The 14,794-nt window shown below is 46.1% G+C and carries 17 protein-coding genes, 3 tRNA genes and 1 riboswitch; of the genes, 14 read left to right on the plus strand and 6 right to left on the minus strand.

Translation table 11 applies throughout. From position 1 onward, the window contains the following. Positions 1–2 precede the first annotated feature (2 nt). Both IEW69_RS02110 and IEW69_RS02115 read right to left on the minus strand, forming a co-directional pair. Positions 3–629, minus strand: a complete 627-nt coding sequence (locus tag IEW69_RS02110) for a DUF6266 family protein (RefSeq protein ID WP_188625165.1) — start codon at positions 627–629, stop codon at positions 3–5. Positions 630–733: 104 nt separating this feature from the next. After that, positions 734–925, minus strand: coding sequence for a hypothetical protein (locus tag IEW69_RS02115; protein ID WP_188625166.1), 192 nt, complete (start codon positions 923–925; stop codon positions 734–736). Positions 926–1,004: 79 nt separating this feature from the next. Here IEW69_RS02115 and IEW69_RS02120 point away from each other — a divergent pair, with 79 nt between their 5' ends. The 6 genes from IEW69_RS02120 to IEW69_RS02145 all read left to right on the plus strand — a co-directional run bounded on the left by IEW69_RS02120 (position 1,005) and on the right by IEW69_RS02145 (position 3,530). Beyond that, a complete protein-coding gene (locus IEW69_RS02120) occupies positions 1,005–1,229 on the plus strand; it encodes a hypothetical protein (RefSeq protein ID WP_188625167.1) in 225 nt (74 codons plus the stop codon). Positions 1,230–1,296: 67 nt separating this feature from the next. Continuing rightward, positions 1,297–1,779, plus strand: coding sequence for a regulatory protein RecX (locus IEW69_RS02125; protein WP_229663484.1), 483 nt, complete (start codon positions 1,297–1,299; stop codon positions 1,777–1,779). A 129-nt stretch (positions 1,780–1,908) separates the two neighbouring features. Then, positions 1,909–1,981 (plus strand) — tRNA-Gly (locus IEW69_RS02130). 48 nt (positions 1,982–2,029) lie between these two features. Then, a tRNA-Leu gene (locus IEW69_RS02135) sits at positions 2,030–2,114 on the plus strand. 75 nt (positions 2,115–2,189) lie between these two features. Further along, positions 2,190–2,262: transfer RNA gene (locus IEW69_RS02140), tRNA-Gly, on the plus strand. Positions 2,263–2,303: 41 nt separating this feature from the next. Further along, on the plus strand, positions 2,304–3,530 hold the full coding sequence (locus IEW69_RS02145) for an MFS transporter (RefSeq protein WP_188625168.1): 1,227 nt from the start codon (positions 2,304–2,306) through the stop codon (positions 3,528–3,530). Between the two features lie 210 nt (positions 3,531–3,740). Here IEW69_RS02145 and IEW69_RS02150 read toward each other — a convergent pair whose 3' ends face one another. Continuing rightward, entirely contained in the window at positions 3,741–4,145 is a 405-nt protein-coding gene (locus IEW69_RS02150; RefSeq protein ID WP_188625169.1) for a PH domain-containing protein, read from the minus strand. A 32-nt stretch (positions 4,146–4,177) separates the two neighbouring features. Beyond that, complete coding sequence (locus tag IEW69_RS02155; RefSeq protein ID WP_188625170.1) at positions 4,178–5,236, minus strand: DUF5694 domain-containing protein; 1,059 nt, start codon at positions 5,234–5,236, stop codon at positions 4,178–4,180. A gap of 211 nt (positions 5,237–5,447) precedes the next feature. On the opposite strand from IEW69_RS02155, the gene IEW69_RS02160 reads away from it, so the two are divergent. Both IEW69_RS02160 and IEW69_RS02165 read left to right on the plus strand, forming a co-directional pair. After that, entirely contained in the window at positions 5,448–6,461 is a 1,014-nt protein-coding gene (locus IEW69_RS02160; protein ID WP_188625171.1) for a sensor histidine kinase, read from the plus strand. Positions 6,462–6,474: 13 nt separating this feature from the next. After that, the gene (locus tag IEW69_RS02165) at positions 6,475–7,206 is read left to right on the plus strand and encodes a LytR/AlgR family response regulator transcription factor (protein WP_188625172.1); all 732 of its coding nucleotides are present in this window, start codon (positions 6,475–6,477) and stop codon (positions 7,204–7,206) included. Between the two features lie 15 nt (positions 7,207–7,221). Here the strand turns inward: IEW69_RS02165 and IEW69_RS02170 are convergent, their stop codons facing one another. Next, positions 7,222–9,507, minus strand: coding sequence for a glycoside hydrolase family 95 protein (locus IEW69_RS02170; RefSeq protein WP_188625173.1), 2,286 nt, complete (start codon positions 9,505–9,507; stop codon positions 7,222–7,224). Between the two features lie 64 nt (positions 9,508–9,571). Next, positions 9,572–9,663, plus strand: a riboswitch (TPP riboswitch). Here IEW69_RS02170 and thiS point away from each other — a divergent pair. From thiS to thiD, 6 genes are all read left to right on the plus strand, one after another. Further along, the gene (gene thiS / locus IEW69_RS02175; protein ID WP_188625174.1) at positions 9,623–9,928 is read left to right on the plus strand and encodes a sulfur carrier protein ThiS; all 306 of its coding nucleotides are present in this window, start codon (positions 9,623–9,625) and stop codon (positions 9,926–9,928) included. It overlaps the preceding riboswitch by 41 nt. Further along, positions 9,891–10,550: a thiamine phosphate synthase gene (locus IEW69_RS02180; protein ID WP_188625175.1), complete on the plus strand. Its 660-nt coding sequence runs from the start codon at positions 9,891–9,893 to the stop codon at positions 10,548–10,550. Before thiS ends, IEW69_RS02180 begins: the two co-directional genes overlap by 38 nt. A 9-nt stretch (positions 10,551–10,559) precedes the next feature. Next, positions 10,560–11,216, plus strand: coding sequence for a thiamine phosphate synthase (locus IEW69_RS02185; RefSeq protein ID WP_188625176.1), 657 nt, complete (start codon positions 10,560–10,562; stop codon positions 11,214–11,216). Further along, entirely contained in the window at positions 11,210–11,977 is a 768-nt protein-coding gene (locus IEW69_RS02190; RefSeq protein WP_188625177.1) for a thiazole synthase, read from the plus strand. Before IEW69_RS02185 ends, IEW69_RS02190 begins: the two co-directional genes overlap by 7 nt. After that, a complete protein-coding gene (gene thiH / locus IEW69_RS02195; protein WP_188625178.1) occupies positions 11,970–13,085 on the plus strand; it encodes a 2-iminoacetate synthase ThiH in 1,116 nt (371 codons plus the stop codon). The genes IEW69_RS02190 and thiH overlap by 8 nt, the downstream gene beginning before the upstream one ends. Next, positions 13,082–13,921, plus strand: coding sequence for a bifunctional hydroxymethylpyrimidine kinase/phosphomethylpyrimidine kinase (gene thiD, locus IEW69_RS02200; RefSeq protein WP_188625179.1), 840 nt, complete (start codon positions 13,082–13,084; stop codon positions 13,919–13,921). Before thiH ends, thiD begins: the two co-directional genes overlap by 4 nt. Before the next feature lie 67 nt (positions 13,922–13,988). Here the strand turns inward: thiD and IEW69_RS02205 are convergent, their stop codons facing one another. Then, positions 13,989–14,636 (minus strand): hypothetical protein, encoded by a 648-nt coding sequence (locus IEW69_RS02205; RefSeq protein WP_188625180.1) that lies wholly within the window; start codon positions 14,634–14,636, stop codon positions 13,989–13,991. Positions 14,637–14,794: the final 158 nt, after the last annotated feature.

The raw sequence follows: 14,794 nt of genomic DNA on the forward strand, positions 1-14,794 counted from the left end.
TTTTAGCCTACAGTTATCGGACCAAAATAGGTACTTTCCGATTGGCGACTACGGTCGGCAGCAACAAATGCTGCGTAAATGTGGATTGTTTTGCGAGTAAGTTCGGGCGGTAGGCTAAGTAGTTGTTCCCCAGTGTCTCTAAAGGCGCCATGCAACACATATACTGCCGTTGCATCTTCTGGATGGTAGGCTAGCGCCATGAGCTGATCTTTCCCGTCCGTACCGGCAAGATAAACCGATGACCAGTTAAAACGAAGCCCCAGGCCGGCCGTGGTGCTGACCGTTAAGTCAGGCGCAGAAATCAGGTCACCGGCACTGATCTTTACCAGTTCTGGACGGACTTGTCCCTGTTCCATAGCGTGCTTAAGCGTATAAGATTTAGCGGCATTGAAGCCATATGCAGTTTTCGAATAGCCGTGGAAGCCAATACGGAGTAGCGGAAGGAGTGGTTTAAGCCAGGCGTGCGCAGCCGAAAACTTTTCCTGATTGGCGAGTTCAGCACCGCCAGCCACGCTTGTACGTGCATTTCCCTTACTCTTCATATAAGGGACACCGTTCCAGCTTGAACCTACTACTGGACCTATCTTACCGGAGAAGGCACCGGTTACGCCATCTTTATATCTTGCCATTTGGAGCATTAATTTTCCTTTAAAATACAAAACTTTCACATTATTTCAGCTTACGTGAGAAAAATTAACTGCTACCATATAGCAGGGGTTGGTCAAGGATAGTTTTAGCGCAGACCAAACACACAGGTAGCACACTCAAATTGTGCGTTTCGTGTGCGCTTGGTCTGGGTTTGGTCTGGGTTTGCTGTGCGTTTGATACCTCGGCAGCCCGCAGCTGAAGCATCAATGCAGGCGTGAGGATCGCTAAAATGGAATGGCAATTGTTTATGTAATTTATAAGGAACAATGGTTTTCATGGCCGACGAAAATTTATATATTTGCCCTTTGTAGCACCAAGTAGAGATCGCTTCATCAACCAGAGAAAATTTTAAATAGATGAAAAAAACATTAGGATTAGGCATTACAGTCTTAGGATTATTGATAATCGCAGGTGGATTTATTTTCACGGCTTCAAATCACCGCAGCATATTTGATTCGGCAAGTAGCCTGAATGCAGCCGCTGGCTTAGTTTATGGAGGCTTTATCGTTTTTGGTATTGGCCTTATTCTTTTTGCTACCACAATTGAGTTTGCAGGAACAAAAGCAAGAAGATCAAGATAATCTTATCGGATAAAATGAACTGAAAGCCATTGAATGAAGATTTAATGGCTTTTTTATTATCAGCAAATTGGAAGCAAAGAAACCCATCATACTGGACAAGAAAGCGGCGCTGATGAAGGCAGAACACTATTGTGCCTATCAGGAGCGTGCGCAACAGGAAATCCGAAATAAACTTTATGAATGGGGTTTACACTCGGCAGATGTCGAAAATATCATTTCTGAGCTCATCACAACCAACTTCCTGAATGAAGAGCGCTTTGCGATGGCCTATGTGTCTGGCAAGTTCAACATCAAAAAGTGGGGTAAGATTAAGATCAAGCAGGGCCTGAAGCTGCGGAAGGTTCCAGATCGGATGATTGCCAAAGCGCTGAACAGCATTGATTACGACGATTATCTAAAGGTGATACAGGATGCTGCGGAGAAAAAATTAAGAACAATCACCGAAAAGGAACCCTATAAAAGGAAGCATAAGCTTGTGACTTACCTGATGGGGAAGGGCTTTGAAAGTGATGTGATTTTATCTGTCCTGAAAGACAATAACTTACAATAAACTTCCAATTTATTTTAGAAAAAACTTGTCAGCAAAGGTTTTGTCACTATATTTGCAATCCCAAACGGAACGAAGCACAACAAGTTGCGGCGCCTGAATTGGAAAAACATCGGAGATGTTTTAAATAATGCGAAAGTAGCTCAGTTGGTAGAGCACGACCTTGCCAAGGTCGGGGTCGCGAGTTCGAATCTCGTCTTTCGCTCTAAATGTCTTCCTACCAGGAGGCATTTATTTAGAAGGTTAATAGCCTGCTCAGATGGTGGAACTGGTAGACACGCAGGACTTAAAATCCTGTGACCTTAAAAGTCGTGCGGGTTCGATTCCCGCTCTGAGTACAAAAAAGCTGTTAGAATTGACGGCTTTTTTTATGGTCACTTTAAGACCGGAACATCGGAGATGTTCAACATCATGCGAAAGTAGCTCAGTTGGTAGAGCACGACCTTGCCAAGGTCGGGGTCGCGAGTTCGAATCTCGTCTTTCGCTCAAAAAGCCTTCCTATCCGGAAGGCTTTTTTCGTTAACAGCATGAATATACTTTCGAACAAGCGCCTTGCAAAATGTCACCAAGGCATCTCAACCATTCTTGCCTTCGCCCTGTTACCACTTTCAGGCTTTGCCACGGATATATACATCCCGTCCATGCCATCTATGGGCGCCGCTTTAAACATCAGCAGTTTGCAGGTTCAGCTTACACTTAGCTTCTTCCTGATCAGCTACGGTGTGGGGCAGTTGTTCATTGGCAGCATTGTAGACAGCTTCGGCCGATATAACATCAGCCTTGGCGCAATGATTTTATTCATTGCTTCATGCTTTATCATCGCTTCTACAGGTAACATTTACCTCATCTACCTTATGCGTGTGGTACAAGGGATTACGGTCGCAAGCGTTGTCGTTGCGAAACGGGCGTATTTTGTGGACGTGTATTCGGGCGACAAGCTAAAGAGCTACCTCAGCATATTTACCATCGTGTGGTCTGCTGGTCCCATCATCGCACCTTTTCTTGGTGGCTACCTTCAAGACCTTTTCGGCTGGGAGTCTAACTTCTACTTCCTGGCTGGATTTGCGATCGTCATTTTCATACTGGAGCTGCTGTTCAGCGGCGAAACTATTCATCACCCGACGGAATTTCGGATCAGGCAGATTGTTAAGATTTATGGAGAGATGATTCGCACGCCAAGCTTCACGCTGGGTATTGTGATGCTGGGCCTTGCATATTCGATGGTTATGGTCTACAACATGTCGGGACCATTCATAATTGAACATGAATTTGAGATGAGCCCGATTGTTACTGGTTATTGTTCGCTAATACTTGGCTTTGCCTGGATGGTTGGTGGTTTCATTGGTAAAGCCACCATCAAAGGTCCTTTGCTTAAAAAGATGATCGTGAATATTGCATTGCAACTCACCTTTACGATACTGATGATTGTAAGTCTTGGATACCTGGTAAATCTCTATACTTTGTTGTTTTTTGCATTCCTGATCCATGTCGGTGCAGGCTACACGTATAACAACTACTTTGCGTATTGCTTAACCAGATTTCCGAAGAATGCAGGCATTTCAGGTGGTTTAACCGGCGGTATCGTGTACATCCTTGTTTCCTTTCTGAGCTATAAAATCATAGATATTTTCCCTGCGAAAGATCAGCAGAACCTGAGTTACGGGTATCTTGTACTGGTTTCGAGTTCATGTGTGCTGATGTTTATCCTTGCAAGATATCTGAAACAGTCTTCTGCGAAAGAAGCAAGCCTATAGTATTCACCACCATTGTTTTATGTTGTGGTATTTTGTATATTGTAGTACTAAATTAACGCGCAATGTCCACTTACGTTTATTTTTCTCCTGGCGGTAGTGAGATTATTATTTTAGGTATCTACTTAGCAATAATCTTATTCTTGTATTTCTTTATTATAGGCGTCAAAGCATTCTTTCAGGAACTCAATAAGTGATCTCGATAGAGATTACTTATTGCTGAACTTTGATTTGCGGATTGATGCTTTTGAGTACTTCTACAAACTGTTTTGAATCCGTAGGTGAAAGGTAGATGTCGTCCCATTTGTTGTACTTGATAACAAGACCATTACCGGCGAGCGAAGGTTTTAGCCCCGCGTATAATGTTTTTCCGGTGTTGATCTCCCTGATTGTATTGATATCAATTGTACCTTTGAACAAGGCTGACTTGTAGGTTAATTTATCGCCAACAATAACATAGTACGTGTCGAACCACATCCAGACCAGGTAAAGCATGATTGGAAAAGGTATAAGGAGACCGATGTAAAATTGATCCCCTGAACCTATTACTGCAAGGATGATCATGAAGCTAATAAGAATAGGCACCATGAAGCTTTTCCGGGAATTAAACTTCTTCACATCCACATTGCCGAATTTACGTAATCTGCAAATTACTTCAAATCCATATAACTCACAATCTTTACATTGGGGTCTCTGGCCAGTATTTTTTCCATGATTCCCCTGTGTCCTGCACCAACAGCTACCACAACTCGTCTGGCACCAATTGCTTTAGCCTGTCTGCGTACATTTTCGCACATGCCTTCATTCCGGAGCGTCCATTGTTTATACATATCCTTTACATGCTGATCTGGAAAACCAGCCCAGCCGTAGAAGGCGCTGCCTCCATAGAAGTTCCACACATCAATTAGTTCAGCATACCGCGGATGCGCCATATTGTAGTATGGAGATTTTGTCATGCGCTTTTTATCATCTGCGGTAAAGTTTGAAGCGGTGATAATCGCCCGATAGGTTTTTGCTTCTGCAGAATTGCTGTCTGCCTTTGCTTTTCGGGTTAGTTCCTTGTATGCTGAGTCTGTTTTGGCCCAGGCTACAGACCATGGCCGATCGTACTTCTGGCAATCCATGGGATAGATTTTCGGACGCTTCAACGTTGCCAGCAACGGAAAGTAGATGTTCGTGTACTCACTAAGCGGCCGGTAAAGTCGTACTTTCTTCAGGCTATCCGACGTACCGAATCGCTCCGTATAATAGGTCATTTCAGCAGCCTTGAAATGTTTTTTCATCTCATGTTCGATTAGGTAGATCTGATAATCTGCGTTTGCACGATCACTTTGCATCACGTACCAGGCTGCGAGATCGATTCTCCGTTTATGGTCGTAGGGAGATTTGTTCAGGGCACGTTCTGCATCTTTTATTTTCTTGTCCAGGTTCTTTGGGATCGTCTTGTAGGTTCTGGCAACATAATCTTTCGACTTTTTCATGCCTTGATAAGCCCAGGTTCCAGGCTCCAGCGCTTCATAGTCGGCAGGCGAGAGGTATTCGCCCAACACCATATCGGGTTTAAATTGCGCCAACTTCTGGGTAACCATGGCGTAGTCCTCCGCGCCGGGTTTGTTCTCGTGATCCGAACCTAAAACCAAAATTTCGATCGTTTGCGCGAAAGCGCCTTTACCCAGCAGCAGGCTGAGCAGCATTAGTAAGATTTTCATATTCTTTTCCATATCTGTTTTATTGTTCCTCAAATATGGAGTCGACCCATGCAGGTTTGAAGTTTATAATCCCTACCGCCCGGAAGATTATCCCAACACCGCTTTATTCCCAGAAACGGCTTCCGGGTTCCATCTAGGGGTTTGATATCGTTTTATGACCCTTTGGGATAAGAAAGGTGGAATATTTCTGATCTTTTAATAGTTTTAGTACATGAAAAAAGTAAGCATTGTAACCATTCACATCGTCTGCTGGACAGTTTTACTGCTTTATGGTTACGGTAGTTACTTGCTTAAAGACAATTTCACCTTTTATGATGTTTCCTTTGGCATGTCCATGTCTTTGGTTCACATCATTGAATTCTACGTGTGCTACTTGTGGGTTTATCCAAGGTTTTTAAAGCGGGGCAAAGTGCCGCAACTTATCGGCGGCATTCTGGTTGCCTTCTTTGTATTTGTAGCCTGTCGCTACCTCATAGAAGAGGTGCTTTACCGCACATTCTTTGGTATCCATAATTACTCCGATGATACGACGATGCAGCACTACATTCTGGATAATGTCTATTACGGCACATCCTACATTGTTGTTGCAGGTGCAGCCTGGGGAGTGGTTAACGCTTTTAGAACGGAACAGAACAACCGTTTGCTGCAGGAAGAGGCAAAAAAAGCGGAACTCGCTTTTTTGAAGTCGCAGATTAATCCACATTTCCTCTATAATACGCTCAACTATATGTATGCACTTGCCATTCCCATTTCTGAAAAGCTGGCAGACGCGGTTTTGAAGTTATCAGACCTAATGCGCTATACGCTGCAGGACAGTCCCGACGGGCAGGTCTTATTAAGTCGGGAAATAGAATACCTGGAGAGTTACATTGCATTGTTCCGTATGCGGTTTGAACCTGCATTCTATGTCGAGCTGGATAAGCAGAGTGTAAATGCACAGAAGATTGCCGCTTTGCTGTTGATCCCTTTTGTCGAAAATGCTTTTAAGCATGGTGTTGTGAATGACCCGGAACATCCCGTGAAAATCAGCATTAAGGTTATTGGCCGGCATCTGGAATTTAGTGTTGAAAACATGATCAATCCTGGGCATAAAGATCACTCCAGCGGCATTGGTCTGGTCAACATTCAGCGCCGCCTGGATCTGATTTATCCGGAACAGCATGAATTGGATGTTGAGCATAATGCGTATCATTATGCAACCAGATTAATCATTGAACTAAGTTAATATAGAACAGCATATGATACGATGCCTTGCCGTTGATGATGAAGCTTACGCGACAGAAATCATTGCGGGTTACATAAACAAAACGCCTTCCCTTGAACTTGCAGGTACCACTACAGACCCTTTTGAAGCCATTCAGCTGGTACAGTCGGGCAAGGTGGATCTGGTTTTCCTTGACATCCAAATGCCGGAGTTAAGTGGGATCCAGTTTCTGAAAATTTGTGGTCGGAACTGTAAGGTGATTTTAACCACCGCTTACGAGCAGTATGCGCTGGACGGCTTTGAACATGATGTGGTGGACTACTTACTTAAGCCAATCCCGTATGAGCGGTTTTACCGAAGCATCATGAAAGCGATGCCGCTATTTCAGGTTCAACCCATGGTTCAGCCTCAGGAGCCCACCGTTACCCCGGTACAACCTGCTGTTTCAGATTACCTCTTCATCAAGGGAGACAGTAAAAACAAGTTCATTAAAGTAGATTTAAAGGATATTCTTTATATCGAAGGGCTGAAAAACTACATATCTGTATACACCAGCTCGCAGCGGCTGATTACGTATCAAAGCCTGCGCGAGTTTGAAACGCAACTACCCGCACAAGAATTCATCCGGGTCCATAAATCCTACATCGTTCCATTTGGGAAGATCAGTACGGTTGATGGCAATAGTTTGTTTGTAAATGGGCAGCTCATACCAATCGGCGAGTCATTTAAAGAAGCCTTTTTCAAAGCCATCAAAGATCGACGCTAATAATGCGTTGTTTTCTTACTGGGCAACGAAGTGATAGGTTTTATCTAGTTTTGTTTCGAAACGATATTCGATATGTTCACCTACACGGCGTGCCTTTAGGTTGTCAAACTTCCCCTTTAACGATGTTTGGGTGTTTAAGATGCAGCTGCCCCCAGAAAGTGACTTTATGCTTAAGGCCGTGATGGCGCCATTTTCCCAGCTCAGGTCACTGATTTCAAAATTGCCCCTTGCACGGATGCCTTTGACCGATCCGTTGCGCCATCTGGAAGGCAGGGCGGGCAGTATTTCGATTGCGCCGGTCTGACTTTGCACCAGCATTTCGGCAATGCCGGCCGTATAGCCAAGGTTACCATCAATCTGAAAGGGTGGGTGCGCACAAAGCAGGTTGCTGTAAATACCGCCACCATCATTATAGTTAAGACCAGCTACGCCGGCAGGGGTGATAAAGTTCTGCATGATTTTATGGGCATGATCACCATCATGTAGCCTTGCCCAGAAGTTCATCTTCCATGCCATTGACCAGCCTGTGGACGCGTCACCACGTGCTAGTAAGCTCACTTTTGCCGCATCCGCCAGGGCAGGGGTTTCTGTTTTGTTGATTTGTCTGCCTGGATGCAAGGCGAAAAGATGTGACACATGGCGATGCTGATCCTTGGGATCATCACGGTCTGTTTCCCATTCCTGCAACTGGCCCCACTTTCCAATCTTTGGTGGAAGTAAACGGTCCTTCAATTCACTTACATGTTTGGCATAATCCTGATCAATTTTCAACACCGTTGCGGCTTCCAGGAAGTTCGTGAATAAATCCCAGATGATTTGCTGATCATGTGATATGCCATCTTCGGTTGGGCCATGTTCTGGCGACCAGCCCATTGGCGCGACCAGGCTTCCATCATCGCGACGCTTCAAATGATCGTCCCAGAAGTTTACAACCTCTTTCATGATCGGGTAGGCGAATTCCCGCAGGTACTTTTCATCCTTATTAAAAGCATAATGTTCCCAGAGGGCCTGGGCAAACCATGCACTCCCGGGGGTATTCCACAGAAAACTTTCGCCGCCGAAGGGATTACCTTCGGTGCGGACGGTCCAGCCCCGAACACCAGGGTACTGCTTTTGCGTATGCATCTTTTTAACTTCCCGGATGCTGTTGATGTAATCCAGGTAGGGGATGTGGCATTCGGCCAGATTGGTCGGCTCTGCCAACCAATAGTTCATCTGAATGTTGATGTTAGAATGGTAGTCGCTTCCCCAAGGCGGCGTATTGCTGTTGTTCCATAAGCCTTGCAGATTGGCTGGCAGCCCACCGGCTCGGGAAGAAGCGATCAGCAAATACCTGCCATACTGGAATAACAAAGTTTCAAGTTCGGGATCTGTTGTTTTGTTGAAGCGCAAAACCCGCTCTGCTGTGGGTAGCTTACTTGCTTCCGGATTGCTGCCAAGGTTGATTGACATGCGGCCAAAAAGATTCTGATGGTCCTTTAAGTGTGCGTCCAGTAGTGATTTATAGCTTTTCTTTGCTGCTGAAGTAAGCACTTTCTGGTTTTTTTCCTGGGGACTTTCGCCTTTCCAGTTCAGCTCCCGTTTATTGCTGAAATCTGTTGATGCGGTGAATATTAAGGTAAAACCATCTGCATTGCTGATTTTGAAAGCGGAACCTCCATTTGCGTCTGTAACAACGCTGCCCGTTCCACCTTCCAGCTGCACCAAGGCAGAAGCCTGGTACTTCATGCCATTGTTGAGGCTTCCTGAGAAGCTTATGGTCTGGCCTGAGATCGTTGCGGTGCTGCCATGTTCATCCTTGAGTCTGACCGTGGCGGAGTATGCACCTTTTTTGCTTGCCGAAAACTTAAATACCATCACCTTATCCGGAAAGCTGGCAAAGTAAGCTCTGTTGTAGATGATGTTGTCTTGTGTGTATTGCACCTGATGTAAGGCCTGCGCCAGAGATAACGTACGGGTGTAGGCGCTGACACCAGCATGCTTTTCTTGATTGATGAAGTCTATGAAAATATTTCCGAATGCCTGATACATTCCGCGATCGGACTCATCACCCGTCCACAAGGTGTTTTCATTGAACTGTATGTGTTCCGTTTCAATACCGCCAAAGATCATCCCGCCGATTCTTCCATTTCCAATCGGATAAGCTTGAGTCATCCAGTCCTTTGCAGGCTTCGTATCCCACAGTTGCAAAGCATGTTTCTCGGCCAATAGTGTTGTTTGCGCCTGAAGTTTTAGGTTTAATGCGGTAAGTGAAAGGTAAAGCAGTAAAAACACTGCAAAGCTGCGGGTATATAAGGGCATAGTTGAGCTATTTGGTTGTAAGACAAAGCTAATTCTTTGGTGTGAAAATATTTTGCATACATTTACAATACTTTAGGGGTGTCCGAATGGACTGAGATAATACCCTTTGAACCTGATGCAGTTCGTACTGCCGAAGGGAAAAGTGACGGGAACACATCACGTGTTGCCTTTCTTTCCTCCTGCGGGACCATTCCTAAAGTATAAAATCGTATACATGATGGAAGTTACCGTAAATCAAAAAACCTTCGAAATTCCAGATCGGTGCAGTATCACTGAATTGTTCCAGCTTTTGCCGCAGATACCCGAAAAAGGAGTTGCCATTGCTTTGAACAAGAATATCATTGCCAGGCCTACATGGCCAACACATCTGCTGCAGGCAGGTGATGAGGTCATGGTCATTAAGGCAACACAGGGCGGTTAACATGAAGCTTATCGTGATGTCTACGCCGCATCTTTTCAAGGAAGAGGGCGACGTCATCAATGCCTTGTTTGATGCAGGCATGAATATTTTTCATCTCCGCAAGCCCGAGGCGAGCATCCCGGCATTGAGAATTCTGATTGAACAGATCGATCCGGCTTACCGACACATGCTGGTCTTGCATCAACATCACGCGCTTTGTGATGAATTTCAATTGCCCCGCAGGCACTATCCGGAGCAGCTGCGGCAACACCATGCGGCTTCAGGCTTTGCAGATCAACAACAACCTGGTATAAAACTGAGTACGTCCATTCACGACCTGGATTCAATTGCGTCGTGTAGCGCATTTGAATACGTGTTCTTCAGTCCCGTGTTCGACAGTATTTCCAAAGCAGGGTACCGCTCAAAATTGCCAACGAATTTTCGCCTTGATACGAAATCAGGCTGGCCGGCCGTGATCGCATTGGGTGGCATTGAAGTGCGCCATGTTGAGCAGGTCAGCGCGATGAATTTCGATGGACTGGCCGTGCTGGGTGCCATCTGGAACATTGGGCAATCTCCGGTGGAAAACTTTCTAGCCCTGGATCATGCGTGCCTCTTAATCAAGAACAGCGAAACAAATTAACCTAAAACCATGATAAACAAACTTCAGTACATTTCTCAGGCAGATCCGTCTGGCAGTCATATCCCAGCCATTGAACAGGCGTTAGGTGCAGGTTGCCGTTGGATACAGCTCCGGATAAAGGATCAGTCTAGCGCATACACCCACGAGCAAGCCTTACAGGCTAAAGCGCTAAGTGACACCTTCGGTGCAAAATTGATTATTAACGATGATCCCGAGATTGCCGTCGCGGTTGGTGCTCAGGGTGTACATCTTGGGCTGCTTGATATGGCCATTCCTGAGGCAAGAAAGATCGTTGGCCCGGACATGATCATTGGCGGTACGGCAAACACGCATGAGCATGTTATACAAAGGGTAAATGAAGGTGCTGATTATATCGGACTTGGACCCCTGAGGTTTACCAGCACGAAGAAAAACTTGAGTCCGCTACTTGGATTTGAAGGCTACCAGTCAATCCTGAATCAGCTTTCGGGGCAGGGCATAGATATTCCGGTTGTGGCGATCGGTGGGATAGCCCTTGCGGATGTAAGGAGGCTCATGCGCCTTGGTATATATGGCGTCGCCGTATCCGGTCTGATCACCCATGCTGCTGATGCTCAGGAAGTCGTCCAGACATTGAATATCGAATTAAATTCCAGAACCAACCACTTAAAACCAGCATCATGTTAAAAATTGCAGATCGCAGCTTTACGTCGCGCCTCTTTACCGGCACTGGGAAATTTAGTGACTCCAGCATCATGGAAGCGGCGCTACTTGCCTCCGAAACAGAACTTGTTACCGTGGCGCTTAAACGCGTTAGTCTTGATCACACCGGCTCAGATGATTTGATGCGACACCTGGGTGCTTCGCATCTAAACCTACTGCCAAACACCTCCGGTGTTCGTACGGCGAAGGAAGCAGTCTTCGCGGCGCAACTTGCCCGGGAAGCCCTGGAAACAAACTGGATCAAGCTTGAAATACATCCCGATCCGAAGTATTTGTTGCCGGACCCGATAGAAACGTTGAAGGCCACTGAAGAACTCGCAAAACTCGGGTTTATCGTATTGCCATACATTCATGCAGATCCCGTACTGTGTAAGCGGCTGGAGGATGTGGGCACTGCTGCGGTGATGCCGCTGGGTGCTCCCATTGGCAGCAACAAGGGTTTACGTACCTTAGATTTCCTGGAGATCATTATTGATCAAAGTAATGTACCGGTTATCGTTGATGCAGGCATTGGCTCACCGTCTCATGCGGCCTGGGCGATGGAACTTGGTGCGGATGCTGTACTTGTGAATACTGCAATAGCGGTGTCCGCAGATCCGGTGAACATGGCACATGCTTTTAAATTGGCGGTAGAAGCCGGAAGAATGGCTTTCGAAGCGAAACTTGCACCAACTTTCTCACACGCTGTTGCCAGCAGCCCATTAACTTCTTTCCTGGATGAATAATTTCATTGATATTTTTGAGCAATACGACTGGGATGTTGTAAAAGCAAGTATATACCGTAAAACTGCTGCAGATGTCAGAAGGGCATTGTCCACAGAAAAGCCAACCCTGGAGGATTTTAAAGCCTTGATCTCTCCGGCAGCAGCCCCCTTTCTGGAGGAAATGGCCCAGTTAAGTCGTGCGGCAACGTTGAAACGCTTTGGTAAGGTTATCCAGATGTATGTACCACTGTACCTTTCAAATGAATGCAACAACATTTGCACCTACTGTGGATTTAGCTTAGACAATAAGGTGAAACGTAAGACGCTAAATCCAATAGAGATCATGCAGGAAGTTGCCAGGATCAAGGAAATGGGCTACGATCATGTGTTGCTGGTTACAGGTGAGCACAACCTGCACGTAGATGTGGCATATTTCAAAAGCGTGCTGCAATTGATAAAACCACATTTTGCAAGTATTGCTATGGAGGTGCAGCCGCTGGAAGTGGAAGATTATGAAGTCTTAAAACCATACGGACTCAGCACCGTATTGGTGTACCAGGAGACTTACCATAAGGAAGATTATAAAAAGCATCATCCTAAAGGTAAAAAGTCGAACTTCAAATACCGGCTGGAAACACCTGAGCGCATCGGCGCTGCCGGCATACACAAGATGGGCTTGGGTGTTCTGATTGGACTGGAGGATTGGCGCACGGATGTCTTTTTCACTGCATTGCATCTCTCTTTTTTGGAGCGTAAATACTGGAAAAGTAAGTACAGCATCTCCTTTCCGAGATTAAGGCCCTTCAGCGGCGGATTAGCACCCAAGGTTGAGATGAGTGATGCAGAACTGGTTCAGTTAATCTGCGCATACAGAATATTCAATAAGGAACTGGAGCTATCCATATCCACGAGGGAATCGGAGTCTTTCCGGAATAACATTGTGAAACTTGGTATTACTTCCATCAGTGCTGGCTCCAAAACCAATCCGGGCGGCTATGCTGTGGACCCGCAATCACTGGAACAGTTCGAAATCTCCGATGAACGCTCCCCGAAAGAGATCGCAGCGATGATTGCTGCACAAGGGTATGAGGCCGTTTGGAAGGACTGGGATAATTGTTTGATGTCATGAGTTCGTGTTTGCAAAACCAGTATGTTCGGGTATTAACAATTGCCGGCTCGGATAGTGGGGGTGGTGCGGGGATTCAGGCGGACCTGAAAACTTTTGCAGCGCTTGGATGCTATGGCACATCTGCGATCACGGCGGTAACTGTTCAGAACACACTTGGTGTGAGGGGAATACATAGCATCCCACCTTCGATTGTGGCAGCGCAGATCCGGGCTGTGCTCGATGACATCCGCCCCTCAGCGATAAAGATTGGAATGGTGCATACCGCTGCCCTGGCAGCGGTAATTTCAAGTACATTGATGGACTATCCCAACGTTCCCGTAGTGTTTGATCCGGTAATGATCTCAACCAGCGGGCATAGACTAATAGAGGATGATACGGTTGCGGCCATAAAGTGTGGTTTGCTGAAGTCCGCAAACCTGCTCACACCCAACATTGATGAAGCATCATTACTTTGTGGACGAAAAATAGAAAGCTTGGCAGATATGTTTACGGCTGCAGCGTCGATGCTGGACATGGGCTGTCGCGGTGTTTTACTTAAAGGTGGTCATCTGGCAGGGCCCGTGATGAATGATGTTTATATGGACGTCAGTGGTGCACACCAGGTTTTTTCAGCTAAGGCAGTTCAAACGACAAACACACATGGCACAGGATGTACCCTCTCAGCGGCAATCGCAGCTAACCTTGCCTTGGGTCTACCGATTGTTGAAGCGATTAAACGGGCAAAAGACTACGTGAATGCCGCATTGGAAGCCGGCAAGGATGTGCTTACCGGTGCCGGGGATGGGCCTTTAAACCACGCGTTTGACCCAGTAAAGCAGTTGATTATTTGTATATAGTTAATGCTTTAAGCAAAAAAAGGGTGTGACAACGTCACACCCTTTATTATCATTTTCTTTTTTGGAATTACATCGGAGGAATCGTTCCTGTTCCTGTAGTTCCAGTTGTTGAACCCGATCCAGTGGTGCCGGTTGTACCTGAACCTGTTGTACCAGTGGTACCAGTTCCAGTGGTGCCCATAGTGCCAGTTCCAGTTGTACCAGTGGTTTTACCCGGTTTAACTTTTCCTTTTCTTTCATTAACTGTAGTTCCGGTTCCTGCTTTACCAGTACCCATTGTTCCAGTACCTGTAGTGCCGGTTCCAGTGCCAATAGTTCCAGTTCCGGTGGTGCCTGTACCAATTGTTCCAGTTCCAATCGTACCAGTTCCTGTTCCAGTAGTTCCTGTTCCAGTAGTTCCGGTACCAATTGTGCCAGTTCCAGTTGTACCAGTGCCCGTACCGATTGTTCCGGTGCCAATTGTACCAGTTCCTGTAGTACCAGTACCTATTGTTCCAGTTCCAGTTGTTCCAGTACCAATGGTGCCGGTTCCTGTTGTACCAGTTCCGATTGTTCCAGTACCTGTCCCGGTAGTACCTGTTCCGGTTCCAATAGTTCCGGTCCCAGTAGTACCACTCCCGCTAGTTCCCGTACCTGTTCCTGTTGTTCCCGTTTGTGCAACTGCATAGTTCATAGCCAGTGCAATTATTGCTGTCGAAAAAATTACTCTTTTCATAATGTTAAAATTTAAGTTTTCAATAGGTGATTGCCATAACTACAACTGGGCGGCTGCTAGGTTTGAGGTTTCGGCAATTTGGGTACTTCACCAGCTACAAAGCGTGTTATGCACAGGAACAAAGCGTGTATGCCGATGCGTGAAGTTGCAGGGGAAGT

Origin of the sequence: Pedobacter quisquiliarum (assembly GCF_014642175.1) — a bacterium.
Taxonomy (GTDB): domain Bacteria; phylum Bacteroidota; class Bacteroidia; order Sphingobacteriales; family Sphingobacteriaceae; genus Pedobacter; species Pedobacter quisquiliarum.